This window comes from Mesorhizobium sp. M0802 (genome assembly GCF_040320115.1).
Lineage (GTDB): Bacteria > Pseudomonadota > Alphaproteobacteria > Rhizobiales > Rhizobiaceae > Mesorhizobium.
The window spans coordinates 18,110-44,136 of the sequence record NZ_JAMYOY010000021.1; the positions used below are offsets into that span (position 1 = coordinate 18,110).

The window sequence follows — 26,027 nt, forward strand, 5'->3', positions numbered from 1 at the left end:
TCAGGCCTCGCCGATATCGATGATGATGTTGCCGTCGGCGTCCGATCTTGCGCGGTCGCCGGGTTCGAGCACTGTGGTCGCATCCATCTGTTCGAGGATCGCCGGCCCTTCGATGACGGCATCGGGCGGCAACTTTTCGCGTGCGTATATCGGCGTATCGTGCCAGTGTCCTGCGTACCAGACAGGCCTTGTTTCGCGCAGCGCCTCGTCTAGCGTCTTTGTACGTCCGGCCGGGTCGATCAGCCGTGACAGGTCGATCGCCGGCCGCACGCCCGTCACCGACGTGTTGAGGTTGACCAGATTGGCGCGGATCTCCGGCAACTCGACCTTGAAGCGGGCGAAATAGGCTTTTTCGAACAGCACCTGCAACTCTTGCCTTGTCACCGATGAAGACGGCAACGGCACGTTGATGATGTGGGTCTGGCCGACAAACTGCATGTCGGCAGAGTGCGTAACGCGGATCGTTTCCGGCTTCACCGCTTCCTTGCCGATCAGTTCCTCGCCTTCCCCGCGGTGACGTTCCAGCACCTCGCGAAGCCTGGCTTCATCGAGCACGGCGACCGGCTGGTTGATGGTGTTGACGAAGTCATGGCGCAGATCGGCCACGACGCAGCCGAGCGCATTGGTGATGCCCGGACGCGCCGGCACCAGCACACGGGGCAGGCCGAGTTCGCGCGCCAGCGCGGTTGCATGCAGCGGCCCGGCGCCACCGAAGGCGAACAGCGCGAAATCGCGCGGATCATGGCCGCGCGACACCGAGACCATGCGGATGGCGCCGGCCATTTTCATGTTGCCGAGGCGCAGCACCGCGCCCGCCGCTTCGACGCCGGAGAGGCCGGCGGCCTTGCCTATTCTGTTCTCGAAAATGCCGGTGACGCGCTCGACGGTGACCGGATTTTCGACCGCCAGCAGTTTTTTCGGCGCCAGCCGTCCCAGCACCAGATTGGCATCGGTGATGGTCGGCTCCAAGCCGCCGCGGCCGTAGCAGATCGGACCGGGATTGGCGCCGGCACTTTCCGGGCCGATCTGGATCAGGCCGGCCGCATCGACGCGCGCGATCGAGCCGCCGCCGGCGCCGACCGTATGCACCGCCACCATCGGCACGTGGATCGGCATCGCATATTCGATCTCGATCTCGTTGGAGACCGCCGGCTCGGCGTTGCGGATCAGCGCCACATCGGTCGAGGTGCCGCCCATGTCGTAGGTGACGAGGTTTTCAAAGCCGGCGCGCTTGCCCGTATAGGCAGCCGCGATGACACCCGAAGCCGGGCCTGACATCACGGTCTTGGCCGACTCGCGCGTGACGAAGCGGGCCGAGATCATGCCGCCATTGCCGTTCATGATCAGGAAGTCGCGGGCATAGCCTTTGGCGGCCAATTCCTTGCGCAGCCGCTCGACATAGCGCTCGAGGATCGGCTGCACCGAGGCGTTCACCGCGGCGGTCACGCCGCGCTCGAATTCTCGGGCTTCCGACAGCAGCGCATGGCCAGTCGTGATGTAGCCGTTCGGCCAAAGCTCGGCGGCGATTTCGGCAGCGCGCCGCTCATGCGAAGGGTTGGCGTAGGAATGCAGGAAATGAATGACGAGGGACTCGCAGCCGGCCGCGATCAGCGTCTTCACGGCGTCGCGCATCTCGGTCTCGTCAAGCGGGGTGCGCACCGCGCCCGACGCCTCGACGCGCTCCGAGACTTCGAGCCTGAGATCGCGCGGGATGATCGGAACGAAGGTGCCTGTCATGCCGTAGGGCTGCGGCCGTGTGCGGCGGCCAAGCTCGATCACGTCGCGAAAACCGCGCGTGGTGATCATGCCGGTTTTCGCCAGCCTGCGTTCCAGCACCGCATTGGTGGTGGTGGTCGTGCCATGCACGATGAGGTCGATGCCGTCTATGGCAAAGCCTGTGGCGCCCAGCGCTGAAACCACGCCGAACGCCTGATTGTCGACCGTCGTCGGCGTCTTGGCGATATGCACCTTTCCGCCATCTTTGCCGTCGATCAAAATGAGGTCGGTGAAGGTTCCGCCGACATCGATGCCGGCAACGACGTGACCCAGGGAATCCGGCTGCTTCACCGAAAAATTCTCTTTCATTGTCGAAACCCGAAATGCCAGGACTATGAATATGCCGCAGTTTGGAATGCTGTTTTAGCGTGGTATCTTGACACAAATATCGTTTGTATACTAATAAATTTGGGACACAAGAGCTTACTGCTTTGGAGTGTGTGAACGGCACGCCGGGACCTGAAGGGTCTGGGCGCGCAGGAAACGGTTTGGCGCCCGCGTAGTGGCTTGGGCAAGACAGAGTTGGATTGATGAACACCACATCCGCACTCAACACCGCCGGCGCCCGTCCGCTGCAGTTCCCGATTCCGGCCAATGTCTATGCCGAAACCGTCGTCTCGGTGAAGCATTACACCGACCGCCTGTTCTCGTTCCGCATCACCCGCCCGCAGTCGTTGCGCTTCCGCTCCGGCGAGTTCGTCATGATCGGTCTGCCCAATGCCGAAAAGCCGGTGTACCGCGCCTATTCGGTCGCCAGCCCGGCCTGGGACGAGGAGCTGGAATTCTTCTCGATCAAGGTGCCGGATGGTCCGCTGACCTCCGAACTGCAGAAGATCCAGGTCGGCGACACCGTCATCATGCGCCAGAAGTCGACCGGCACGCTGGTTGTCGACGCGCTGACCCCGGCAAAGCGCCTGTTCATGATCTCGACCGGCACCGGCATTGCGCCCTTCGCCAGCCTTCTGCGCGACCCCGATACCTACGAAAAATTCGATCAGGTCATCCTGACCCACACCTGCCGCGACAATGCCGAACTGACCTATGGCCAGGAACTGGTGGCCGCGCTCGAGAACGATCCCCTGATCGGCGAACTGACCGGCGGCCGCGTCACCCTCTACAATTCGACGACCCGCGAAGAATCGGCGCGCATGGGCCGCATCACGGCGCTGATCGGCTCGGGCAAGTTCTACGCCGACCTCGGCATCGAGAAGCTCAATCCGGAGACGGACCGCATTATGATCTGCGGCTCGATGCATATGCTGAAGGACGTCAAGGAAATGGCCGAAAGCCTCGGCTTCCATGAGGGCTCGCTCAGCCATCCCTCGACCTTCGTCGTCGAGCGCGCTTTCGTCGGCTGACATCAGCAGGCGCCTCGGCGCCTGCTTCTCGATTGGAATTTTGACCATGCGGTCAAAATTCAGCTGCTTTCGCCGCCTTTTTCCGCTATGACCGCTTGAAGGACTCGTGAAGCGATGCTTCACGGGCTATCTTCGGTGTGCGTCGCCTAAAGCCGCCGTGCGGTCCGGGAGCAACGACACGCACCACGACGTAAAATCGTCGAGCGAAAGGGCAGGAGATGAGCAGCACAATCCGCGAAGCCGATCTCGGCGGGTCCAAGGTCACGCCGCTGCCGGCGCGTGCCGCAGCCAACACGCCCGTTCCGCAATCGCATGGCATCGCCCGCAACACCGGCATGCGGCTCGATCTCGGCTTCATGGAATCGGTGCGCTCGGTCAATCGCTCGGCGCTGGAGCGCCGCGTCGCCAGCCTGACCAAGCGTCGTTCGATCAAGGCCGACAACCAGGCGGCATGGCTGCTGCGCGCCGTCTCCTGCATGGATTTGACGACGCTGAATTCCAACGACACCGAAGAGCGCGTCCGCCGCCTGTGCGCCAAGGCGATCAACCCGTTCCGCCGCGACATCGTCGAGGGGCTTGGCATCGAGGGTGAAAAAATCCGCCCGGCGGCGGTCTGCGTCTATCATCCATTCGTCGCGACGGCTGTTGATGCCGTGCGCGGCACCGGCATCCATGTCGCCGCCGTCTCCACCGCTTTCCCGCACGGCCTTGCGCCGCTGTCGACCCGCCTGCAGGAGATCGAGGCATCGGTGCGCGACGGCGCGGACGAGATCGACGTCGTCATCCCGCGCGGCCTGGTCTTCGGCGCCAAGTGGCAGGAGCTCTACAACGAGATCGTCTCGATGCGCGAAGCCTGCGGCGATGCGCATCTCAAGGTCATTCTCGGCACCGGCGACCTCGCCACGCTGCGAAATGTCATGCTGGCGTCGATGGTGGCGATGATGGCCGGCGCCGATTTCATCAAGACCTCGACCGGCAAGGAAAGCGTCAACGCCACGCTGCCCGTCGGCCTTGCCATGGTGCGCGCCATCCGAGCCTATTTCGAGGAGACCGGCTTTCTCATCGGCTTCAAGCCGGCCGGCGGCATCTCTACCGCCAAGGCCTCGCTCGACTGGCTGGTGCTGATGAAGGAGGAGCTCGGCCGGCCCTGGCTGGAGCCAGACCTGTTCCGCTTCGGCGCCTCGAGCCTGCTCACCGACATCGAGCGCCAGCTCGAGCATCATCTGACCGGGCATTATTCGGCCAACCACCGCCATGCGATGGCGTGAGGCGGAGAAGGCCTTGAACGTCGAGTTCCTTCGCGCCTCCCTCTGTCCTGCCGGACATCTCCCCCACTTGGGGGGAGATTGGCTAACGTCGACGATTTCGCCAATTGTCGACGTTTCAGAGCCGACAGGCGCGAAGGCTAATCTCCCTCCTTGTGGGGGAGATGTCCGGCAGGACAGAGGGGGGCGCCACAGAGCGCCTGCCAAGACGATTATCTGGAGCGCGTCATGAACATTCTCGAACGCTATCACGCCATGGAATACGGCCCGGCGCCGGAAGCCCGCACCGAGGCCGATGCCTGGCTTGCCGGACGCGATTTCGGCAAGGCGCTGTTCATCGACGGCGGCTGGAAGGCAGCAAGCGGCGGCAAGACCTTCGAGACCAGCGAACCCTCATCCGGCAAGCTGCTGGCCAAGATCTCCGATGCCGGCGCCGCCGATATCGACGCAGCCGTCGCCGCAGCCACCAAGGCCTTACCGAAATGGTCGGCGTCCTCCGGCTACCAGCGCGCCAAGGTGCTTTACGCCATCGGCCGCGCGATGCAGCGTCATCAGCGCCTGTTCGCAGTGCTTGAGTCAATCGACAACGGCAAGCCGATCCGCGAAAGCCGCGACATCGACGTGCCGCTGGCCATCCGCCATTTCATCCATCATGCCGGATGGGCGCAGGCGCTCGACATGGATTTCTCCGGCCACAAGGGCGTCGGTGTCGTCGGCCAGATCATCCCATGGAATTTCCCGCTGCTGATGCTGGCCTGGAAGATTGCGCCGGCCCTCGCCGCCGGCTGCACGGTGGTGCTGAAGCCGGCCGAATTCACCCCGCTCACGGCCATCCTGTTCGCCGAGATCTGCGAGCGCGCCGGCGTGCCGAAGGGCGTCGTCAACATCGTCCAGGGCGGGCCGGAAGCGGGCGTCGCCATCGTCAACCATCCCGGCATCCAGAAGATCGCCTTCACCGGCTCTTCGGAGGTCGGCAAGATCATCAGGAAAGCCACGGCCGGATCGGGCAAGAAGCTGTCTCTGGAGCTCGGCGGCAAGTCGGCCTTCATCGTCTTCGAGGACGCCGATCTCGACAGCGCCGTCGAAGGACTGGTCGACGGCATCTGGTTCAACCAGGGCCAGGTCTGCTGCGCCGGGTCACGGCTTCTGGTGCAGGAAGGCATTGCCGATGCCTTGATCGCCAAGGTCAAGGTCAGGATGAGCCGGCTTCGCGTCGGCAGCCCGCTCGACAAGAACACCGATATCGGACCGCTGGTCGACGGCACACAGCTCGACCGCGTCAAGGGTCTGGTCGCCGAAGGCGCCAGACAGGGCGCCGTCTGCTGGCAGCCCGACGCGGTGCTGCCGTCTTCCGGCTACTACCACCTGCCGACGCTCGCCACCGGTGTTTCGCCGGCAAATATATTGGCGCAGGAAGAGGTGTTCGGTCCGGTTCTGGCCACCATGACCTTCCGCAACACCGAGGAAGCGATCGAGCTTGCCAACAACACGCGCTATGGGCTGGCCGCCTCGGTGTGGAGCGAAAACATCAATCTCGCGCTGCATGTCGCGCCGCAGCTGAAGGCCGGCGTCGTCTGGGTGAACGGCACCAACATGTTCGACGCCGCCTGCGGCTTCGGCGGCTACCGCGAAAGTGGTTTTGGCCGTGAAGGCGGCCGCGAGGGCATGTTCGAATATCTGTCGGTGAAACTGCCGCTTGGTCCCGTGATCAAGCCGGCGACCTCTTCGGCGCAGCCGGTCGAGCAATCGGATGGCGGCGCCATCGACCGCACGGCAAAACTGTTCATCGGCGGCAAGCAGGTGCGGCCCGACGGCAATTATTCGCTGGCGATAGCCACTGCCAAGGGCAAGCTCGCCGGCGAAGTCGGTCTCGGCAGCCGCAAGGACATCCGCGACGCCGTTGCCGCCGCCCGCGCCTGCAAGGCGTGGCCGGAGGCGACCGCCTACAATCGTTCCCAGGTGCTCTACTACCTCGCCGAAAATCTGTCCGGCCGCACCGGCGAATTTACCGCACGCTTGACCGAACTGACCGGCGCCAACGCCAAGGCCGCGCGGGAGGAAGTGGAACAATCGATCGAGCGCCTGTTCCTCTATGCCGGCCTTGCCGACAAGTATGAGGGCAGGGTGCATCAGCCACCGGCCCGCGCCGTCACGCTCGCTTTGCACGAGCCGGTCGGCGTCGTCGGCATCGTCGCCCCGGACAGCGCGCCGCTGCTCGGCTTGATCTCCCTGATCGCACCTGCGCTTGCCATGGGCAACACGGTGGTGGCCGTGCCGTCGGAAAAATACCCGCTGCTTGCCACCGATCTCTACCAGGTGATCGAATATTCCGACGTTCCGGCAGGCGCCATCAACATCGTCACCGGCCGCACGGCGGAGCTTGCCGGCGTGCTGGCCAAGCATGACGATGTCGACGGGCTCTGGCTGTTTGCCGATGCCGACACTTGCTCCAAGGCGGAGGCCGATTCCGTCGGCAATCTCAAGCGCGTCTGGACCGGCAACGGCCGCAGCCTCGACTGGACGTCCGACGAGGCCGCCGGCGATGCCATGCTGCGCCGCGCCGTCGAAGTGAAGAACGTCTGGGTGCCATACGGCGACTAATGCCGCCTGAAGCGCGCTGTGCTTGAGTGAACCATGGCAGCGCGACTCGTTGCCCGGTTGTCATACATGTTGTTGCATCAGAGCAAGCGATGTGCATTACATCAGCCGTCGCGAAGGTGATCGCGTTCGGGCTTGACGCCCGGACGTGTGTTCTTTAACCAGAAAAAACATTTGTTGTTTATGGACTGATGGATTGTGCAGGCCGCATAGTCGCGCCTGTCTGGCACAGGACGCCCTGGTCAGCCCGCATTAAATCGGGCCGGGAAGTGGCCAAAGAGGGCGAGGAGAAACGCATGGCGGATCTGGCAGGCAAGGTCGTTGTCGTCACGGCGGCGGCGCAAGGCATCGGCAGAGCGAGCGCTCTGGCCTTCGCCAAGGCAGGTGCCGTCGTGCACGCCACCGACATCAACGAGGCGCTGCTGGCCGAACTCGCCAAGACCTCCGGCATCAAGACCCGCAGGCTCGACGTCCTCAACGATGATGCCGTCACGTCGGGCTTCGCCGAAATCGGCCGCGTCGACGTGCTGTTCAACTGCGCCGGCTTCGTTCATTCCGGCTCGATCCTCGAGATGAAGGATGCCGATCTCGACTTCGCCTTCAATCTCAATGTCCGCGCCATGATCCGCACCATTCGGGCCGTGCTGCCCGGCATGCTGGAGCGCGGCGACGGCTCGATCATCAACATGTCGTCCGTCGCCGGCGCCGGCAAGGGCGTGCCCAACCGCTTCGCCTACGGCGTCACCAAGGCGGCCGTGATCGGTCTCACCAAGGCGGTCGCGGCCGACTATGTCGCCAAGGGCATTCGCTGCAACGCCATCTGCCCCGGCACCGTCGAGAGCCCGTCGCTGCAGGACCGCATGCATGCGCAGGGCGACTATGACGCCGCCCGGGCGGCCTTCATTGCCCGCCAGCCGATGGGCCGTCTCGGCACGCCCGAGGAAATCGCCGACCTTGCCGTCTACCTCGCCGGCGCCACGTACACCTCGGGCCAGGCCTATAATATCGACGGCGGCTGGTCGATCTGAGCAATAGCCTCGATCCGCAGGTCCAGGCTCGAACAGTTCTAAAGTCCGGCTTGCCCTAGGTCGGGTCCGATAGCCAGAGTCCGCCCAGTCATCGCTTGGCGGAACGAGTTTTGAAAACGGCCTTGGGCCGCAATTTGGAGAGCAAGATGAAACTGCTGCGCTATGGCGAGATAGGGAGCGAACGCCCCGGCCTGCTCGATGCGGATGGAACGATCCGCGATCTTTCGGGTCATGTCGCCGACATTGCTGGCAAGGCGCTCGATCCGGCGTCGCTCGAGACATTGTCGAAGCTCGATCCGAACTCGCTGCCGGCGGTTTCCGGCAAGCCGCGCCTCGGCGCCTGCGTCGCCGGCACGGGCAAGTTCATCTGCATCGGCCTGAATTATTCCGACCATGCCGCCGAAACCGGCGCCACCGTGCCGCCGGAGCCGATCATCTTCATGAAGGCAAGCTCGGCCATTGTCGGCCCCGACGATGATGTGCTGATCCCGCGCGGCTCGGAAAAGACCGACTGGGAGGTTGAACTCGCCGTGGTCATCGGCAGAAAAGCCAAATATGTCAGCGAGGCCGATGCGCTGGATTATGTCGCCGGCTATGCCGTTGCCCATGACGTGTCCGAGCGCGCCTTCCAGGCCGAGCGCCAGGGCCAGTGGACCAAGGGCAAGAGCTGCGACACGTTTGGTCCGACCGGGCCGTGGCTTGTCACCAAGGACGAGGTTGCCGATCCGCAGAACCTCAAAATGTGGCTGACGGTCAACGGCAAGACGATGCAGAACGGCTCGACCAGGACCATGGTCTACGGCGTCGCCTATCTCGTTTCCTATCTCAGCCAGTTCATGTCGCTGCATCCTGGCGACATCATCTCCACCGGCACCCCGCCCGGCGTTGGGCTGGGCATGAAGCCGCCCGTGTTCCTGAAGCCCGGCGATGTGGTGGAACTGGGCATCGAGGGGCTAGGCCAGCAGAAGCAGACCTTCAAGGCGGATGCCTAGCCGCCTCTTCCCTTAGAGCGTTTCACCGTTTGCCGGCGAAACGGTCTATCTCTTTGTTTGCCGGGCGGCTGGCGCCTCTTGTCAGCGCCAGCCCAGAGCCGGCGCGACGTGCTTCAGGATCGCCTCGATGACGTGGGCGTTGTACTCGACGCCAAGCTGGTTGGGGACGGTCAGAAGCAGCGTGTCGGCCTCGGCGATCGCTTCGTCCTCTTTCAGCTGATCGATCAGCACATCGGGCTCCGCGGCATAGGAGCGGCCGAAGACGGCAAGCTTCTCAGGCTCGATATAGCCGAAATGATCTTCGCTGCTGCCGCCGCCGAAATAGGCGCGGTCGCGGTCGTTCACCAGCGCAAAGATGCTGCGGCTGACCGACACGCGCGGCTCGCGTGTGTGGTCGGCCGCCTTCCACGCCGCGCGATAGGCGCGGATCTGTTCGGCCTGCTGGATGTGGAGCGGCTGGCCGCCCTCATCGAACTTCAGCGTCGAACTTTGCAGGTTCATGCCGAGCTTGCCCGCCCATTCGGCGGTCGCGTTGGTAGCGGCGCCCCACCAGATCCGGTCGCGCAGGCCGGCCGAGAACGGCTCGAGCCGCAGCATTCCCGGAGGATTGGGGAACATCGGCCGCGGATTGGGTTGCGCGAAACCTTCGCCGCGCAGCACGTCCAGAAACACCTCGGCATGGTTGCGCGCCATGTCGGCATCGCTTTTGCCGTCCTGCGGCACGTAGCCGAAGTAGCGCCAGCCGTCGATCACCTGCTCCGGCGAACCGCGGCTGATGCCAAGCTGCAGCCGGCCACCGGCGATCAGGTCGGCAGCACCCGCATCCTCGGCCATATACAGCGGATTCTCATAGCGCATGTCGATGACGGCGGTGCCGATCTCGATGCGGCTGGTGCGGGCGCCGACCGCGGCCAGAAGCGGAAACGGCGAAGCGAGCTGGCGGGCAAAATGATGGACGCGGAAATAGGCGCCGTCCGCGCCCAGCTCCTCGGCGGCGACGGCCAGGTCGATCGACTGCAGCAGCGCGTCGGACGCCGAGCGCGTCTGCGATTGCGACGAGGGCGACCAATGGCCGAAGGAAAGAAAGCCGATCTTTTTCATGCGCGCATCCTGTTCTTTGATTCCAGTTGCCTACTTCGTCGCCCACGCGATCGGGTTCAATCGACACTCACACAACGCAGTGTCAATGCCGCCGGCCCTTGACGGTTTCGCAACGATACCCATCGGTGCGCAAAGGACCAAGGCCATGGTCCCCGGCGATGCCTTGCGCGACCGCGTCAGCATCTGCCGCGGCGCTTTTGGGGCCAAATGAACCAACCAAAGGCGATGTACCGCAAACTCCATTCGCTTCAGAGCCCGGTTTTGAAATCTTCTCGCTCATTTAATTCTACAAAATCGGTAGGCTTAATGCGGATAGTGCGTCTGCGAGAAGGAGCCTCGGATGTCAAAAAAGCTGGTGGTGGGGTTGTCCGGCAACCTGACCCGTCCGTCCAAGACGAAGGCATTCGTCAGCCACATCGCCGGTGAGGTGGCGAGCCGGGCCGGCTCGGCTTTGAGCGTTTTCGACATCGAGGATCTCGGCCCGTCCTTTGCGCCTGCAAGACAGCTTGGCGATCTCGATCCGGCGGCGCGCGGTATTATCGAGCAGCTGCTCGGCGCCGACGTGCTGGTGGTCGGCTCCCCGACCTTCAAGGGCAGCTACACCGGGCTGTTCAAGCACTTCTTCGACCTGCTCGACCCGTCGTCGCTGCGCGGCAAGCCGATCATCCTGGCGGCAACAGGCGGCGGCGAGCGTCATTCGCTAGTCGTCGAACACCAGTTGCGGCCGTTGTTCGGCTTCTTCGAGGCGCAGACCCTGCCGACCGCGATCTACGCCTCGGACAAGGACTTTGCAGATGGCGTGCTGGTGTCAGAGGCAGTCAAGGCGCGAGCCCGGCAGGCGGTCGCCGAGGCATGCCGGGTGGCCGGCGTGCCCTACAGCGTCGTCCTTGCCGCCTGAAAACCAACGATCCGCGACGCAACATTCCATCCCGCATAGACCAGAAGGACGCCTGCAAATGACTCGAGCCAGCAAGTCCGATAGCAGGCCGCGGCAGATCAAGCTCGGCGCTTTCCTGCCCGGCGGCGGGCAGCATATCGCCGCCTGGCGTCATCCCGATGCGCCGGCCGACGGGGCCACCAATTTCGAGTTCCACAAGCAACTGGCGCTGACCGCCGAGCGCGGCCTGTTCGACGCCTATTTCCTGGCCGACAACCTGACCGTCGGCCTCGGCGCCCGCGAGGGCGGCAATGCCAAGATCGCCGGTTTCGAGCCGGTGACGCTGTTTGCGGCGCTGGCGCCGCTGACGACGCATCTCGGCTTCATCGCAACGGCGTCCACCACTTATGAGGAGCCTTACACGCTGGCGCGCAAATTCGCTTCGCTCGACCTGTTGTCGAACGGCCGCGCCGGCTGGAACGTGGTGACCTCGGCCGGCGACGAAACGGCACGCAATTTCAACCGCGACGTCCAGCCCAGCCATGCCGAGCGCTATGCCAGGGCGCATGAGCATGTCGAGACGGTCAAGGCGCTGTGGGACAGCTGGGAGGATGACGCCTTCATCCGCGACAAGCAGTCGGGCCGTTTCTACGACAAGGACAGATTGCACGACATCGACCACAAGGGCGAGCATTTCAGCGTCAAGGGTCCGCTCAACGTGCCGCGCCCGGTGCAGGGGCATCCGGTTGTCGTACAAGCCGGGCAGTCGGAAGACGGACGCGGGCTTGCCGCGCACTCGGCCGAGGTCATCTTCACCGCCCATCAGAAGCTCGAGACGGCGCAGGAATTCTACCGCGACATCAAGGCGCGCGTGGCTGAAGTCGGCCGCGATCCCGACCAGGTGCTGATCATGCCGGGCGTCGCGCCCTTTGTCGGCCGCACCGAGGACGAGGCCCGCGCCAAATACCAACAGCTTAACGACCTTATCCTGCCCGAGGACGGTGTTGCGCTCCTCAACGGGCTGGCCGGCCAGACGCTCGACATCAGGGGCTATCCGCTCGACGGCCCGTTGCCGCCGAGCAAGGAAACCGAAGGCATGAAAAGCCGCCAGGCGCTGATCCGGCAGATTGCCGACGAGCACAATTTCAGCATCCGCCAGCTTTACCAATGGGTAGCGACGGCGCGCGGCCACTACACCATCGTCGGCAGCGTCACGCAGGTCGCCGATCAGCTGGAGGAATGGTTCACCAGCGAGGCGGCCGACGGCTTCAACATCCTGCCGCCCTGGCTGCCCGGCGCGCTCGACGATTTCGTCGACCTGGTCATTCCCGAGCTGCAGCGGCGCGGCCTGTTCCGCACGGCTTACGAAGGCCGCACGCTGCGCGAGAATCTCGGCCTCAGGCGCCCGGAAAATCCATGGACCGTCGCCCGCTCGACCGTCCTTGCCGCCGAATGACCTTGGCATCGAAGGGGTGAAGCAATGACGTTGCAGCACATCGATCGGCAAATCACGGTTCGCCGCAGTGGTGGCGAAACCGGGCTCGGCACCGACTTTCTGCGCCTCGGCGGCCGGGCTGCTGTTCGCTTCCTGAAGCGCTACGGCGTGCTTGCCGGCTTCCTGGCGCTCTGGCAGGTGGCGAGCAGCGTCGGATGGGTCAACGCGGCGGTGCTGCCGCCGATCGACATGATCGTCGAAGCGCTCTGGAAGGGGCTTGCCGGCGGCAGCCTGCTCGGCGACATCGCCATCAGCCTGCAGCGCGCCGGCATCGCCTTTGCCGCAGCCGTCGCCGTCGCCATTCCGCTTGGCCTGTTCATGGGCCAGGTGCGCCCGGTCGAAACCGCGCTCGATCCGATCCTGCAGGTGTTCCGGCAGACCTCTGCACTGGCGCTCTATCCGGTGTTCATCCTGCTCTTGGGACTTGGCGAGACCTCGAAGATCTTCGTCATCTTCTGGGCGACGCTGTTTCCGCTGCTGCTCAACACCACCAGCGGCGTCAAGGAAGTCGATCCCAAGCTGCTTGAAATGGCGCGCGTCTATGGTGCGAGCCGGCTCACCGTGTTTCGCCGCGTCGTACTGCCGGGCGCCGTGCCGTCGATCTTCGTCGGCTTGCGGCTGAGCGCCACCACGGCGCTGCTGCTGCTGATCGCGTCCGAGATGATCGGTGCCAACAAGGGCATCGGCTTCCAGGTGATGAACGCGCAGTACAATTTCCAGATCCCGCTGATGTTTGCGGCAATCGTCATCCTCGCCGGGCTTGGCCTGATCGCCAACCAGGCATTGGTCACCCTGCAGCGGCGGCTCTGTCGCTGGAGCAATCCTGTCAACTGAGCAGTCCGCCCCTCACCGTTTACCTCACAAGGACCCGATCATGAAAATCACCCGCCGTTCGCTGCTTGCCGGCGCGCCGCTTGCCGCCGGCCTCATCGCCGCCGGCCTGCCGCGCCTGGCCTTTGCGCAAGCCGCAGCCGTCAAGTTCCGCTACCTCGCCAGCCGTGGCAGCATCTCCCCGCATGAGCTGGCCGACGAGCTCGGCTACTTCAAAGGGCTCGGCGTCGAGCTGGAGAATGTCGGCTATTCCTCGGGTGGACCGGAATCGCTGTTTGCGCTGTCTTCCGGCAGCGTCGACATCGGCTCGGCCGCCACCGCGGCGGTGATCAACTCGATCTCGGGCGGCAACGACTTCGTCGCGGCGTATCCGAGCAACGGTATCAACAAGGATGTGAAGAGCGTCTTCTACGTGCTGGAAGACAGCCCGATCAAATCGATCGCCGACATTGCCGGCAAGACCATCTCGGTCAACACGCTCGGCGCTCATCTCGACTATACGGTGCGTGAGGCCCTGCACAGCGTCGGCCTGCCGCCGACCGCCGCCAACCTCATTGTCGTGCCCGGCCCGCAGCTTGAGCAGACGCTGCGCTCGCGCCAGGTCGACATTGCCGGCCTCGGCTACTGGCAGGCGACCTTTGCCGGCGCGCTGGTCGCCAATGGCGGCGTGCGCGGCGTGTTCGACGACACGCAGGTGCTCGGCGAACTCGCCGGCGGCTTCGTCGTACTCAGGCGCGACTTCATTGCCGCCAACCCGGATGCGGCGCGCAACTTCGTCGAACAGTCGGCGCGCGCCTCGGACTGGTCGCGCCAGAACCCGGACGAAGCCCGCAAGGTGCTGGCCACTATCCTCGACAAGCGCGGTGAAAACGGCGATCTCGCCCGCTACTGGACCGGCTTTGGTCTGCGCGAAGGTGCGCAGGCGACCGACCGCGACATCGACTTCTGGGTCGCCGTGCTGGAGCGCGACGGCCGTCTGGCCAAGGGCAAGCTGAAAGCCGCCGACATTCTGTACCGGCCCGGCGAAACCAAGATCAACTGAGCTCTGAAATAGCTGAGAGATGAGATGACCGGTTCCAACCGCGGCGGGGAGGTCTCGATCCGCGACCTGTCCAAATCCTTCAGCCTCGGCGGGCGCCAGCTTGCCGTGCTGCGGACGCTCAACCTCGACATTCGTTCGGGGGAATGCCTGGTCATTGTCGGCGCCAGCGGCTCCGGCAAGACCACGCTGCTGCGTATTCTGGCCGGGCTGGAGGCGGCCGACAGCGGCGGTGTCGCGATCGACGGCCAGCCGGTGCATGGCGTCGGCGCCGAGCGTGCCGTGATCTTCCAGGAGCCGCGGCTGCTGCCGTGGCTGAGCGTGCTCGGCAATGTCGCGTTCGGCCTCGAAGTGCGCGGTGTTCCCAAGAGGCAGGCCGAGGAACGCGCCCGCTTCTACGTCGCCCTGGTCGGCCTTGCCGAATTCGCCGATGCTTTTCCGAGCCAGCTTTCCGGCGGCATGGCGCAGCGCGTCGGCATCGCCCGGGCGCTCACCGTGCAGCCCGAGATCCTCCTGCTCGACGAGCCGCTGGGGGCCCTGGACGCCATGACCAAGATCGGCATGCAGGAGGAACTGGCGCGCATCTGGAGCGAGGAGAACGTCACCATGGTGATGGTCACCCACGATCTGGAGGAGGCGATCTATCTGGCTGACCGGGTGCTGATCCTGCCCAAGGAGAAAGGCGGCGCGGCGCGGTTGATCGACATCGACCTGCCACGCCCGCGCGAGCGCAGCGAGAGCCGCTTCGTGCGCTACCGTGAAGAATTGCTGCGCGAATTCGGATTGCACTGATCAAGGGAAGGGGCCAGCCGTGGCTCCCCCGGAAGATTAGCTCTCGCGATTATTGCTTGGTGAACGTGCCCGTATAGGTTCGGTCGGCAAGCCCATAGGTGACGGCCAGCGTTCCGTCCGCCTGAATGACCGCGCTGACGTCCGCGCCATTGGGAAGGCGCCGCAGTTTCAACGTGTTGCCGAAAATCTTGCCTTCGCCATCGGCCACGCCCGGTTTGTTGTCGGCGACATCGCCCCAGGCATAGGTGGCGGTGACATTGCCGCCGCGCGTAATCGTCAGCACGGCGAGCTTGCCGTCATACATCCCGTCCAGCTGTCCGCCCCATATGCCGGAAAACGCGACATATTTGGCCGGGACGCCTTCGCCGGGCGGCATAACCCGCACGGATGGATCGAGGACCGCCGCACCATCAGGAGCAGAGATCGCGGCAGGCTCCATGGGCTGAGGTGCGGGCGGCGATGATGGTTCAGGCGCCGACTGGCAGGCGACAAGCATGAATGCCGCGAAACCGAGCGTCGGAAAGAGACTGTTTGGTGGAGCCAATCGGGATCGAACCGACGACCTCTTGAATGCCATTCAAGCGCTCTCCCAACTGAGCTATGGCCCCACTCCGGCAGTCAGCCGTCGCCGTTGCCGGCGAGAGGTCCGGCGCGGGTTTCAGGACCGCGCCGTTTAGTGCAGGCGGCTTCTAACCCCGCCTTCCCTGAAGATCAAGCCTTCGAGGGCCGCTTTTTCGTCATAGCCCGTGAACGCCGCTAAATGCATGCGTTCGAAGCGTTCTTAGACTTCGTCGTCGTCGTCGCCGACGCCGATCATGTCGGCGACATCGTCGTCTTCTTCCTCTTCGTCGGCAAGGAAAGTATCGTCCTCATCGTCGCCTAGATCGACATCGTCCTCGTCGTCGCCCAGGTCGGGAAGCTCGTCGCCGGCCTTGACGTCTTCGTCGGCCTCTTCAAGCGAGACGACTTCAACGCCTTCTTCTTCCTCGGCGTCCACTTCCTTCTCGGCCACTTCCTCTTCCTCTTCGAGGACGGCGATCTTGCCGTCCTCGAAATAGGAACGCGGATACGTCTTGCCCGTATAGGGCGAGACGACAGGGTCCTTGTTCAGGTCGTAGAATTTTCGGCCCGTTTCAGGGTCGACACGCTTTGTGCCAAGTTCGTTTTTTGCCACGTCAAGCCTCGTCAGTAAAAGAGTGGTCCCCTTAACCACAGTTTACCGCGCTGTCAAAGCGAAAAGCCGGCGTCACAAAACCAAGCACTGAAAGGCCTCGCGCCAAGCGACGACCATGGGGATGACCATTCGTGCCCGCCGTGATACGAGACCGCCGCAACAAATGAAAAGCGCCGGTGCGCCGGCATTCCGTCCAGGGAAATTCCATGTCTCACGCCGCCGCTGCCAAGCCGGCCACCGCCCGCAAATCATCCGCCCTTTCCGGCACCGCTCGCGTGCCGGGCGACAAGTCGATTTCGCACCGTTCCATGATGTTCGGCGGCCTTGCCTCCGGCGAAACCCGCGTCACCGGCCTGCTCGAAGGCGAGGATGTGATGCGCACGGCGGCCGCCATGAAGGCGATGGGCGCGCATATCGAGAAGCGCGGCGCCGAGTGGGTGATCCGCGGCACCGGCAATGGCGCGCTGCTGCAGCCGGAAGGCCCGCTCGATTTCGGCAATGCCGGTACCGGCTCCCGCCTCACAATGGGCCTCGTCGGCACTTACGACATGGAAACGACCTTCATCGGCGACGCATCGCTGTCGGGACGGCCGATGGGCCGCGTGCTCGAACCCTTGCGCCAGATGGGCGTGCAGGTGCTGAAGGCGACGCCGGGCGACCGCATGCCGATCACGCTGCATGGGCCGAAACACGCCGCACCCATTACCTACCGCGTGCCGATGGCCTCGGCGCAGGTGAAGTCGGCCGTGCTGCTGGCAGGCCTCAACACGCCCGGCATCACCACCGTGATCGAACCGGTGATGACGCGCGATCATACCGAAAAGATGCTTAGGGGATTTGGCGCCAATCTCTCGGTCGAGACCGACGAGCGCGGCGTGCGCCACATCTTCATCGAGGGCCAGGGCAAATTGACGGGGCAGACCATCGCCGTGCCCGGCGACCCCTCCTCGGCCGGCTTCCCGCTGGTCGCGGCACTGATCGTGCCGGGTTCGGACATCGTCATCGAGAACGTGCTGATGAACCCCACCCGCACCGGCCTGCTTCTAACGTTGCAGGAAATGGGCGGCCAGATCGACATCTTGAACCCGCGCAATGCCGGCGGCGAGGATGTTGCCGATCTGCGCGTGCGCTACTCCGAGCTCAAGGGCGTCACCGTGCCGCCCGAGCGGGCGCCGTCTATGATCGACGAATATCCGGTGCTGGCGGTTGCCGCGAGCTTCGCCGAGGGCGAGACGTTGATGCAGGGGCTGGAAGAGCTGCGGGTGAAGGAATCCGACCGACTGGCAGCGGTTGCCAATGGGCTGAAGCTCAACGGCGTCGACTGCGCCGAAGGCGAAGCTTCGCTCGCGGTGCGCGGAAAGCCCGGCGGCAAGGGGCTGGGCGGCCATCCCAATGGCCAGGACACGACGGTGCAGACGCATCTCGACCATCGTATCGCCATGAGCTTCCTGGTAATGGGGCTGGCAACGGAAAAGCCGGTGACCATCGACGACGCCGCCATGATCGCGACGAGTTTCCCGGAGTTCATGGGTCTGATGACGGGGCTCGGTGCGGAGATCGGGTAGGTTGATGCCAAGCGCAAAGCAAGCAGAGATGTCGGCGGGACAGCGCCCCCCTCTGTCCTGCCGGACATCTCCCCCTCAAGGGGGGAGATCGGCCGTCACAGCGGCTTTCGCCAGTTTTCGAAATTGCAGGAAAGAGTGGGGCGCAGAAGCTTCTGATCTCCCCTCTGGAGGGGGAGATGTCCGGCAGGACAGAGGGGGGCGCGAAGGATCGCGGCGTCTGTCTTTCGTGTTGGCCCGCCAATGACCTTCACCATCGCCATCGACGGTCCCGCCGGCGCCGGCAAAGGCACGCTGGCCCGACGGCTGGCCGACCACTACCGCCTCAACCTGCTCGACACCGGCCTCACCTACCGCGCCGTCGCCTATGCGTTGATCCGGCACGCGCTGCCACTCGACAATGTCTCAGCAGCCGAAACCGCCGCACGCCAGGTCGATCTGGCAAAGCTCGACCGTGCGGTGCTGTCGGCGCATGCGGTTGGCGAGGCGGCCTCGAAGGTCGCGATTTACCCTACCGTCCGGCGCATCCTGGTCGAAAAGCAGCGCGATTTCGCCAGGACACCGCCAGGCGCGGTGCTCGACGGGCGCGATATCGGCACCGTCGTGTGCCCCGATGCCGACATAAAACTCTATGTGACGGCGAGCGCGCAGGTGCGCGCGCAGCGCCGGCTGGCGGAGATCGAGAGCATTGGCGGCACTGCCGATTACGCCGAAATCCTTGCCGATATCGTGCGGCGCGACGAGCGCGACATGGGCCGCGCCGACTCGCCGCTGAAGCCAGCGGCGGACGCGCACTTGCTTGATACCTCCGAAATGGCTATAGAGGCCGCGTTTCTAGCGGCCAAAGCGATCATCGACGACGCCCTGGCTAAGAGAGACAAAGCCTGATCCAGGGTTTTCCCGCTCCACCGATTGCCGGAAGCGAAGAAAATACCCATATCGGGCACGAACCAGCCTGCCAGCATTCTTCATGCGCCGGAATTGCCGCTTAGGCGGCCCAGGGCTTTTGTAGCCCGGAACGCCGGCAGGCCAACGCAACGCTAACCCACGGCGCCCGTTCCGCTTCAGATGCGGGGCACTCCAGGAGAAAATATGTCAGCTGCAAATCCCACTCGCGACGATTTCGCGAGCCTGCTCGAAGAATCATTTACCACCGGTCACTCCGGCGAAGGTCAGGTCGTCAAGGGCACGATCCTGGCGATCGAAAAAGACATGGCCATCATCGATGTCGGCCTCAAGGTCGAAGGCCGCGTGCCGCTGAAGGAATTCGGCGTCAAGGGCAAGGACTCGACGCTCAAGGTCGGCGACACGGTCGAGGTTATGGTTGAGCGCATCGAAAACGCGCTGGGCGAAGCCGTCCTGTCGCGCGACAAGGCCCGCCGCGAAGAGAGCTGGGTCAAGCTCGAAGAGAAGTTCACCAAGGGTGAGCGCGTCGAAGGCGTCATCTTCAACCAGGTCAAGGGCGGCTTCACTGTCGACCTCGACGGCGCCGTGGCCTTTCTGCCGCGCAGCCAGGTCGATATCCGCCCGATCCGCGATGTCTCCCCGCTGATGCACAACCCGCAGCCCTTCGAGATCCTCAAGATGGATCGCCGCCGCGGCAACATCGTTGTGTCGCGCCGCACCGTGCTCGAGGAAAGCCGCGCCGAACAGCGTTCGGAAATCGTGCAGAACCTCGAAGAAGGCCAGGTTGTCGAAGGCGTCGTCAAGAACATCACCGATTACGGTGCGTTCGTCGACCTCGGCGGCATCGATGGCCTGCTGCATGTCACCGACATGGCATGGCGCCGCGTCAACCACCCGACCGAGATCCTCAACATCGGTCAGACGGTCAAGGTGCAGATCATCCGCATCAACCAGGAAACCCACCGCATCTCGCTCGGCATGAAGCAGCTCGAGAGCGATCCGTGGTCCGAGATCGGCACCAAGTTCCCGATCGGCAAGAAGATCAAGGGTACCGTCACCAACATCACCGACTACGGCGCGTTCGTCGAGCTGGAGCCGGGCATCGAAGGCCTCATCCACGTTTCGGAAATGTCGTGGACCAAGAAGAACGTGCACCCCGGCAAGATCCTGTCGACGACGCAGGAAGTCGACGTGGTCGTGCTCGAGGTCGATCCGGCCAAGCGCCGCATCTCGCTCGGCCTCAAGCAGACGCTCGAGAATCCGTGGCAGGCTTTTGCCGCGAGCCATCCGGTCGGCAGCCAGGTCGAGGGCGAGGTCAAGAACAAGACCGAGTTCGGCCTGTTCATCGGCCTTGAAGGCGACGTGGACGGCATGGTGCACCTCTCGGACCTCGACTGGACCCGTCCGGGTGAGCAGGTCATCGAAGAGTACAATCGCGGCGACATGGTCAAGGCGCAGGTGCTCGACGTCGACATCGACAAGGAGCGCATCTCGCTCGGCATCAAGCAGCTGGCCAAGGATACGGTCGGCGAAGCGGCGACTTCAGGCGAACTGCGCAAGAACGCGGTCGTCACCTGCGAAGTCACCGGCATCAAGGATGGCGGCCTGGAAGTGCGGCTGGTCGACAGCGGCATAGAGACCTTCATCAAGCGCAACGACCTCAGCCGTGACCGTGACGAGCAGCGCCCCGAGCGCTTCTCGGTCGGCCAGAAGCTGGACGCCCGCGTCATCGCCTTCGACAAGAAGACCCGCAAGCTGCAGGTCTCGATCAAGGCGCTGGAAATCGCCGAAGAGAAGGAAGCCGTCGCACAGTACGGCTCTACCGACTCCGGCGCTTCGCTGGGCGACATCCTTGGCGCCGCGCTGAAGAAGCAGGGCAGCTAAGCCGCTTTGCGCGCAGCGCGTAAGCCGCTTCGCGCAAGCGTAAGCCTCGGCTGCGCCTCGCGCGCAGCCTGAACAAGAAAACCCGCGGGCCGCAAGGCTCGCGGGTTTTTCATGCTCGGCTGCGCGATTGGCACTAGACTAAGACTGTGCAACCCCTTCAATTCCACACGCGCGGTTGTAGGCTCGGCCGTCGTTGCAGACGTAAACACGGAAGTCCGGCCCTTCGGGCAACGGAGAAGCATGCGCGATGAAGGTCGTCGAACTCTATCGCTATCCGGTCAAGAGCCTGCGCGGCCATGCCGTGCCGAGCGCCGACATCGAGACAATGGGCATGGAAGGCGACCGCCGCTGGATGGTCGTCGACAAGGATGGGCAGTTCCTCACCATTCGCCAGATACCTGATATGACGACGATCGACGTCGAGCATCGCGGAACGGGCATCCTGTTGAAACATGACAGGCATGGCTCGCACTTCGTCGAGGCACCGGCTCCCGGCACCGCGCTCCGGCAAGTCAAGATCTGGAAGGATATGGTTGCCGCGCGGCCGGGCGATCCGGCCGCCGGCGCCTATCTCTCGGCTATTCTTGGCCGGCCTGTCGATCTCGTCTATTTCGACGATCCGCAAAACCGGCCGGTCGATGCGAAATTCGGCCAGCCCGGCGATTTCGTCGGCTTTGCCGACGGTTTTCCGCTGCTGATCGCCACGACAGGCTCGCTGAACCATCTGAACAGCCATCTTGCCAGGCCAATCGAGATGGCGCGGTTCCGGCCAAACATCGTCGTCGACGCAGACGGCGCATGGCTCGAAGACAGCTGGAAGACGATCGGCATCGGCGCTGTCGAGTTGCGCATCGCAAAGCCCTGCTCGCGCTGCGTCATCACCACCCGAGATCCGTTGAGCGGCGAGCAGCCGGACCCGCGCGAGCCGTTGCAGACGCTTGGCAAACTCCACCGCTCCGCCAAGGGCGGCATCATTTTCGGCCAGAATGCCATTCCCAACAACGCCGGCACGATCGCCATCGGCGACGCAGTCGAGGTCGTGGAAGTGGGGTCTCGAACCTGACGTAGTCGCAGGCCTTCTAGTCTAATGCCGTGGAGGCGTCGGCGGTCGCCATGATTGAATGGCCAACCTCCGCTGTAGATCAGGCGAGGTCGGCAAAGGCCGCCATCGGAAGCCAAACCAAATGAGCCGCTCTGCGCGGCGGAACTTCAGGCGCGGCCGTAGAGCGGCACCAGCGTGCCGCTCATTGCCAGATTGGCGGGTGATGCCAGATAGGCGATTGCCTCGGCGGCGGCTTCGAGGCTGACCCATTTGCCGAAATCGGCGTCCGGCATATCGGCGCGGTTGGCCGGCGTATCGAGCGTCGAAGGCGCAACCGCATTGACCAGGATACCCTTGCCTTTCAGCTCTTCGGCCATCGCCACGGTCATCGCTGCCACCGCCGCTTTGCTGGCGCTATAGGCGACCATGCCGGCACCCCGGCGCGGGTCGAGCCCGGCGCGTGCCGTGACATTGACGATGCGGCCTGCAGTGGCCGAGCCAAGCATGGAGCGCACTGCCGCGCGGCAGCACAGAAAGGCGGTGCGGGCGTTGGTGTCCATCATTTCGGCAAAGGATGCGGATTCGATTTTCTCGACGGGGGCCATGGCAAAGCCGCCGGCCAGATGGATGGAGGCCCACAATTCGGGAACGCTGTCATAGAAGGCATCGACCTTGGCAGGATCGGCGAGATCGACATTATGCGCCAGCCGGACGCGATCATGGGCCGCGAAGGGGAAATGCGAGGGGGCCGACGCGTGGGCATTGGGCACATGGCAGATCGCGCCGTCCGCCAGCAATTTGCCGACGACCGCGGCACCCAGCGCCCCGGTGCCACCGGTCACCACGATATGCTTGCCCTGAACTGTTTCCGTCATCCTGGACGCTCCTGTCGTTTCTTATATTATGTCGCTTGTCGTGCCGCGCCGACGCAGAGCGTCGCGCCTTTTGCACGATCACTCAACCGACATCTCGACATGGCAGTTGTTGCGTCTTTGCATCGCTCGAAGCCGCCGACCGCCCCTTCCGACCCCCGCGCATGGACGTACGGCGCGCGGCCAGGCGTCAGTCGATGGTGATTTCGATGACGTGCGGCAGTCTGGTTGCGCGTGCGCGTTTGAGCGCATCGGCGAGACCGGCAGTACCGGCAAGCCGCTCGGCTGATATGCCGTAGGCCTCGGCCAGCTTGCAGAAATCCGGCGGCGCCGGGGACACGCCGACCGGCTCGACGCCGACATCGAGCATCGACGTTTCGATCTCGCGATAGCCTCTGTTGTTCCAGACGACGAAGATGACCGGTGCGGGTGCATCGAGCGCCGCGCCTAGCTCCGGCAAGGTGAACTGGAAGCCGCCGTCGCCGGTCAGGCAAACCACCGGCACGCCGGGCATGGCGAGCGCTGCGCCGATCGCCGCCGGCGGCCCGTAGCCGAGCGCGCCGAAACCGGTGGCGGCGTTGAACCAGCCGCCTGGCCGGTCATGGTCGTAATAGAGATTGGCGGCGTAGATCGGCTGCGTGGAATCGCCGACGATGATGGCGCCCGGCAGTGCGTCGCGGATGGTTTCCACCGCACGCACCTGCGCGGCATAGGCCGGGCTGAGCTCGGCAAAGGCCGCCTTTCTCGACGCGGCTGCGCGGCTCTCGCCGTCCTTCGCTGCGGCATGATCAGGGTGGAGCGCGCCTAGCAGTGCACCAAGCGCCTCCGCGCAATCGGCCTGGATGCCGACGCTCACCGGGCGGCGGGCGAGCTGGTCGGCGCCGATATCGATGCGGATCAGATTGGCGGGCAGCACGAAGCCGCCATCGCTGTAACCGTCATAGTCGGTCGGGCCGAATTCGGTGCCGGCGGCGATGACCAGATCGGCGTCTGCCATCAGCGCACGCACCGCCTTCAGGCTGGGGCTGGCCGGCACGCAAAGCGGATGTGCATGCAGCAGACCGCGCGCATTGGCGGTCTGGGCGACAGGCGCGCCGAGCCGCTCGGCCAAAAGCTGCAATGGCTGTTCGGCGCGCTTGGCGCCGCCACCGGCAAGGATCAGCGGCCGGCGCGCGGCTGCGATCAGCCTGGCTGCCTCGGCAATGGCCGCGCCATCCGGCGCCCGCGGCGCTGCATTGGTGAGCGAAGCAGCGATGCCGTCGGCCGGTTTGACCATGACGTCGGTCGGGATCTCGATATGGACGGGGCCCGGCCGCGACGACGAAAACAGCGCGAAGGCCCGCGCCAAAGCGCCAGGCAATTCGCTGGCCTCGGTGACACGCTGCGAAAACAGCGCCACCTTCTCCATCATGCCGCGCTGGTCCGGCAGTTCGTGCAGGAAGCCCAGCCCCTTTCCCAGCGTCGGCATCGCGTTGACGCCCGAAATCACCAGCATCGGCACCGAATCGGCGCGCGCCTGGCCCATTGCGGTGATGGTGTTGGTCAGCCCCGGTCCGGTGATGACAAAGGCAACGCCCGGCCGGCCGCTGGCACGGGCATAGCCGTCGGCCATGAAGCCGGCGCCCTGTTCGTGACGCGGCGTGACATGGCGTATCTTTGAACGCGCCAGCCCGCGGTAAACCTCGACAGTGTGGACGCCAGGAATGCCGAAAACGGTGTCGACGCCATGCGCTTCGAGCAGCGTGATCAGCGCTTCGCCGATGGTGGTCATGGCTTCTCTCCCTTTTGCGGCGCGAGGCCGAGCTCGGCCTCTATGGCTTTGACGCCGATCGCCGCCAATTCGCCAGGCGAGAACATCTCTGCGGCCAGACAGCCTTCGATCCAGAGCCCGTCGATGATCGCGTTGATGGCAATGGCATGGCGGCGCAGCTCATTTGCGTTTGGCCTGCGCTGCTCGGCGCCGAGCACTTCGGCAACGACTGCTTCCACCTCGTTGCGAAAGCCAAGATAGCCTTCGCGGTGGGCGCGAGCCAGGCTCGGATCCGCGCCGGCGCGGCCGATGAAGGTTGCCCACAGCGAAAACACGCGTGCATCGATGATCGGGGCGTTGAGGTTGGCGGTAACGAAGGCCGCAAGGCGCTGGCGCGGCGCGGCGTCTTCCATGAGCAATGCTGCCTTCGCCTGCTCGGTCATACGGCCCATCAGCGCCGCGTACGCTTCCTGCAGCAAGTCTTCCTTGCCGGGGAAATAGTGCCGGATCAGCCCCGCGGTGACGCCGGCGCGCAGTGCGATGGTGCGCAGGCTGGCGCCCTCCAGCCCATGTTCGGCCACGCTGTCCAGGGTCGCGTCGATCAAATCCTGCCGCCGCCGCTCCTCGCCCTCGCGGCGGAACTTGCGGCGCTCATTCATTGCCGCAGGATGGGCCGCGTCAGGCATGTCGGCCCACCTTCGCAGGCGATGCAGAGGGCATCCGCCTCGAAGATTTGAACCGTGCAGCCGGCGGCTTCCATCGCGGCCTTGGTCTTGGGAAAGCCGGCGACGGCAATGACTTTATGCGGGCTCGTCGGCAGCACGTTCAGGCTGAGGCCGTTGGACGCGGCAAACTCTTCGGCGTCGCCTTCCACCAGCCGGATGCCGCGCGCCTTCAGCAACTGATAGAACGGCGCCGGCAAAAGCGGTGAATAGACCAGGGCCAGGTCGTCGGCCAGCGGGCTGATCACCGACATCAGATGCAGGCACGCCTCCTCGCCCTGCCACAGCGGCAGATCGAAGCCGTAGACGGAAATGCCGAGCGGCGTCAGCAGGTTGGAAACCTGCTGTATGCCTTCCTGGTTGGAGCGCACCCCGCGCCCGATCACCAGCGTGCTGGCATCCAGCCATACGCAATCGCCGCCTTCGACCTGGCCGGGAGCCTCGACGCGGCCGAGGATAGGAATACCCAGGCGTGTGTAGGTTTCCTCATGCAGCGATGGCTCCCGGGCGCGCAATGGCTTGCCCATGGACAGGATCAGCGCGCCGCGGTCGGCCATCAGCGACGGGTCGTGGGTGAATACGGAATCCGACAGCCCGTCGGCCTTGTCATCGATCCATTCGATTTCGGCGCCGGACGCCGTCACCAGCTCAGCGAGAGCCGCGTGCTGCGCCGCCGCTTTCGCCGGGTCGAAACCCGGGCCATAGTGCCAGGTAGCCCGGTCGGCACCGCGCATGGCATTGGCCGCCGACCGCATCAGCACGCGCCGCAACGGCGCCGCCATGGATTGTGATCCGAAAGCGCTCATCAGTGCCCTTTTCAATGCCGTGTTCAAGGTGAAAAAAATGGAAAAAATTTCATCGGAGGCTATTTATACACTTGCACAATAAGGCCGCAAGTGCCGTAATGAGCGGGATTGACGGGCTCGCGCTGTTGGGTCCATGCTGAAGTCTGGAGTGGGCATT

24 protein-coding genes and 1 tRNA gene are annotated in these 26,027 nt (G+C 64.4%); 15 read left to right on the forward strand and 10 right to left on the reverse strand.

Features of this window, described 5'->3' with window-relative positions:
- Nucleotides 1-2,085: a hydantoinase/oxoprolinase family protein gene (locus NKI10_RS25095; protein ID WP_352862207.1), complete on the reverse strand. Its 2,085-nt coding sequence runs from the start codon at nucleotides 2,083-2,085 to the stop codon at nucleotides 1-3.
- 221 nt (nucleotides 2,086-2,306) lie between these two features.
- Between NKI10_RS25095 and NKI10_RS25100 the strand changes: the two genes are divergently transcribed.
- The 5 genes from NKI10_RS25100 to NKI10_RS25120 all read left to right on the forward strand — a co-directional run bounded on the left by NKI10_RS25100 (nucleotide 2,307) and on the right by NKI10_RS25120 (nucleotide 9,017).
- Nucleotides 2,307-3,134, forward strand: a complete 828-nt coding sequence (locus NKI10_RS25100) for a ferredoxin--NADP reductase (RefSeq protein ID WP_023683551.1) — start codon at nucleotides 2,307-2,309, stop codon at nucleotides 3,132-3,134.
- 218 nt (nucleotides 3,135-3,352) lie between these two features.
- Nucleotides 3,353-4,402 (forward strand): deoxyribose-phosphate aldolase, encoded by a 1,050-nt coding sequence (deoC, locus tag NKI10_RS25105; RefSeq protein WP_023689207.1) that lies wholly within the window; start codon nucleotides 3,353-3,355, stop codon nucleotides 4,400-4,402.
- A gap of 225 nt (nucleotides 4,403-4,627) precedes the next feature.
- Nucleotides 4,628-7,000, forward strand: a complete 2,373-nt coding sequence (locus NKI10_RS25110; protein WP_352862208.1) for an aldehyde dehydrogenase family protein — start codon at nucleotides 4,628-4,630, stop codon at nucleotides 6,998-7,000.
- 293 nt (nucleotides 7,001-7,293) lie between these two features.
- Nucleotides 7,294-8,025: an SDR family oxidoreductase gene (locus NKI10_RS25115; RefSeq protein ID WP_352760008.1), complete on the forward strand. Its 732-nt coding sequence runs from the start codon at nucleotides 7,294-7,296 to the stop codon at nucleotides 8,023-8,025.
- Nucleotides 8,026-8,171: 146 nt separating this feature from the next.
- A complete protein-coding gene (locus NKI10_RS25120; RefSeq protein WP_352510606.1) occupies nucleotides 8,172-9,017 on the forward strand; it encodes a fumarylacetoacetate hydrolase family protein in 846 nt (281 codons plus the stop codon).
- 81 nt (nucleotides 9,018-9,098) lie between these two features.
- Here NKI10_RS25120 and NKI10_RS25125 read toward each other — a convergent pair whose 3' ends face one another.
- Both NKI10_RS25125 and NKI10_RS25130 read right to left on the reverse strand, forming a co-directional pair.
- Nucleotides 9,099-10,118, reverse strand: coding sequence for an LLM class flavin-dependent oxidoreductase (locus NKI10_RS25125; RefSeq protein WP_023745836.1), 1,020 nt, complete (start codon nucleotides 10,116-10,118; stop codon nucleotides 9,099-9,101).
- 82 nt (nucleotides 10,119-10,200) lie between these two features.
- A complete protein-coding gene (locus NKI10_RS25130) occupies nucleotides 10,201-10,398 on the reverse strand; it encodes a hypothetical protein (protein WP_155923261.1) in 198 nt (65 codons plus the stop codon).
- Between the two features lie 60 nt (nucleotides 10,399-10,458).
- Between NKI10_RS25130 and msuE the strand changes: the two genes are divergently transcribed.
- From msuE to NKI10_RS25155, 5 genes are read left to right on the forward strand one after another with little or no spacing between them, the layout of a single operon-like run.
- Nucleotides 10,459-11,016, forward strand: a complete 558-nt coding sequence (gene msuE / locus NKI10_RS25135; RefSeq protein WP_023683545.1) for an FMN reductase — start codon at nucleotides 10,459-10,461, stop codon at nucleotides 11,014-11,016.
- A gap of 58 nt (nucleotides 11,017-11,074) precedes the next feature.
- Nucleotides 11,075-12,451: an LLM class flavin-dependent oxidoreductase gene (locus NKI10_RS25140; RefSeq protein ID WP_023683544.1), complete on the forward strand. Its 1,377-nt coding sequence runs from the start codon at nucleotides 11,075-11,077 to the stop codon at nucleotides 12,449-12,451.
- Between the two features lie 24 nt (nucleotides 12,452-12,475).
- Complete coding sequence (locus NKI10_RS25145) at nucleotides 12,476-13,324, forward strand: ABC transporter permease (RefSeq protein ID WP_023683543.1); 849 nt, start codon at nucleotides 12,476-12,478, stop codon at nucleotides 13,322-13,324.
- 40 nt (nucleotides 13,325-13,364) lie between these two features.
- Nucleotides 13,365-14,363 carry an ABC transporter substrate-binding protein gene (locus NKI10_RS25150; protein ID WP_023671310.1) on the forward strand — a complete coding sequence of 333 codons (999 nt, stop codon included), beginning with the start codon at nucleotides 13,365-13,367 and terminating at the stop codon, nucleotides 14,361-14,363.
- 24 nt (nucleotides 14,364-14,387) lie between these two features.
- Nucleotides 14,388-15,152, forward strand: coding sequence for an ABC transporter ATP-binding protein (locus NKI10_RS25155; RefSeq protein ID WP_023683542.1), 765 nt, complete (start codon nucleotides 14,388-14,390; stop codon nucleotides 15,150-15,152).
- A gap of 49 nt (nucleotides 15,153-15,201) precedes the next feature.
- Here the strand turns inward: NKI10_RS25155 and NKI10_RS25160 are convergent, their stop codons facing one another.
- The 3 genes from NKI10_RS25160 to NKI10_RS25170 all read right to left on the reverse strand — a co-directional run bounded on the left by NKI10_RS25160 (nucleotide 15,202) and on the right by NKI10_RS25170 (nucleotide 16,326).
- Entirely contained in the window at nucleotides 15,202-15,537 is a 336-nt protein-coding gene (locus NKI10_RS25160; RefSeq protein ID WP_245259937.1) for a hypothetical protein, read from the reverse strand.
- 147 nt (nucleotides 15,538-15,684) lie between these two features.
- A tRNA-Ala gene (locus NKI10_RS25165) sits at nucleotides 15,685-15,760 on the reverse strand.
- Between the two features lie 173 nt (nucleotides 15,761-15,933).
- Nucleotides 15,934-16,326 (reverse strand): TIGR02300 family protein, encoded by a 393-nt coding sequence (locus NKI10_RS25170; protein WP_352862209.1) that lies wholly within the window; start codon nucleotides 16,324-16,326, stop codon nucleotides 15,934-15,936.
- Between the two features lie 206 nt (nucleotides 16,327-16,532).
- Here NKI10_RS25170 and aroA point away from each other — a divergent pair, with 206 nt between their 5' ends.
- The 4 genes from aroA to NKI10_RS25190 all read left to right on the forward strand — a co-directional run bounded on the left by aroA (nucleotide 16,533) and on the right by NKI10_RS25190 (nucleotide 21,741).
- Nucleotides 16,533-17,891 (forward strand): 3-phosphoshikimate 1-carboxyvinyltransferase, encoded by a 1,359-nt coding sequence (gene aroA, locus NKI10_RS25175; protein WP_023671314.1) that lies wholly within the window; start codon nucleotides 16,533-16,535, stop codon nucleotides 17,889-17,891.
- Between the two features lie 240 nt (nucleotides 17,892-18,131).
- Nucleotides 18,132-18,776 carry a (d)CMP kinase gene (gene cmk / locus NKI10_RS25180; protein WP_023745834.1) on the forward strand — a complete coding sequence of 215 codons (645 nt, stop codon included), beginning with the start codon at nucleotides 18,132-18,134 and terminating at the stop codon, nucleotides 18,774-18,776.
- Between the two features lie 204 nt (nucleotides 18,777-18,980).
- Entirely contained in the window at nucleotides 18,981-20,678 is a 1,698-nt protein-coding gene (rpsA, locus tag NKI10_RS25185) for a 30S ribosomal protein S1 (RefSeq protein ID WP_023671316.1), read from the forward strand.
- Nucleotides 20,679-20,925: 247 nt separating this feature from the next.
- Nucleotides 20,926-21,741 carry an MOSC domain-containing protein gene (locus NKI10_RS25190; protein ID WP_023826652.1) on the forward strand — a complete coding sequence of 272 codons (816 nt, stop codon included), beginning with the start codon at nucleotides 20,926-20,928 and terminating at the stop codon, nucleotides 21,739-21,741.
- 146 nt (nucleotides 21,742-21,887) lie between these two features.
- Here the strand turns inward: NKI10_RS25190 and NKI10_RS25195 are convergent, their stop codons facing one another.
- From NKI10_RS25195 to NKI10_RS25210, 4 genes are all read right to left on the reverse strand, one after another.
- Nucleotides 21,888-22,595 carry an SDR family NAD(P)-dependent oxidoreductase gene (locus NKI10_RS25195; protein ID WP_352745211.1) on the reverse strand — a complete coding sequence of 236 codons (708 nt, stop codon included), beginning with the start codon at nucleotides 22,593-22,595 and terminating at the stop codon, nucleotides 21,888-21,890.
- 187 nt (nucleotides 22,596-22,782) lie between these two features.
- Nucleotides 22,783-24,363, reverse strand: a complete 1,581-nt coding sequence (locus NKI10_RS25200; RefSeq protein ID WP_352745208.1) for a 5-guanidino-2-oxopentanoate decarboxylase — start codon at nucleotides 24,361-24,363, stop codon at nucleotides 22,783-22,785.
- Nucleotides 24,360-25,028, reverse strand: a complete 669-nt coding sequence (locus NKI10_RS25205) for a TetR family transcriptional regulator C-terminal domain-containing protein (protein WP_023725953.1) — start codon at nucleotides 25,026-25,028, stop codon at nucleotides 24,360-24,362. The genes NKI10_RS25200 and NKI10_RS25205 overlap by 4 nt, the downstream gene beginning before the upstream one ends.
- A complete protein-coding gene (locus NKI10_RS25210; RefSeq protein ID WP_352862210.1) occupies nucleotides 24,998-25,870 on the reverse strand; it encodes a dimethylarginine dimethylaminohydrolase family protein in 873 nt (290 codons plus the stop codon). Before NKI10_RS25210 ends, NKI10_RS25205 begins: the two co-directional genes overlap by 31 nt.
- Between NKI10_RS25210 and NKI10_RS25215 the strand changes: the two genes are divergently transcribed.
- Entirely contained in the window at nucleotides 25,797-25,952 is a 156-nt protein-coding gene (locus tag NKI10_RS25215; RefSeq protein ID WP_196813600.1) for a hypothetical protein, read from the forward strand. The genes NKI10_RS25210 and NKI10_RS25215 overlap by 74 nt on opposite strands.
- The last annotated feature ends 75 nt before the right edge of the window (nucleotides 25,953-26,027 follow it).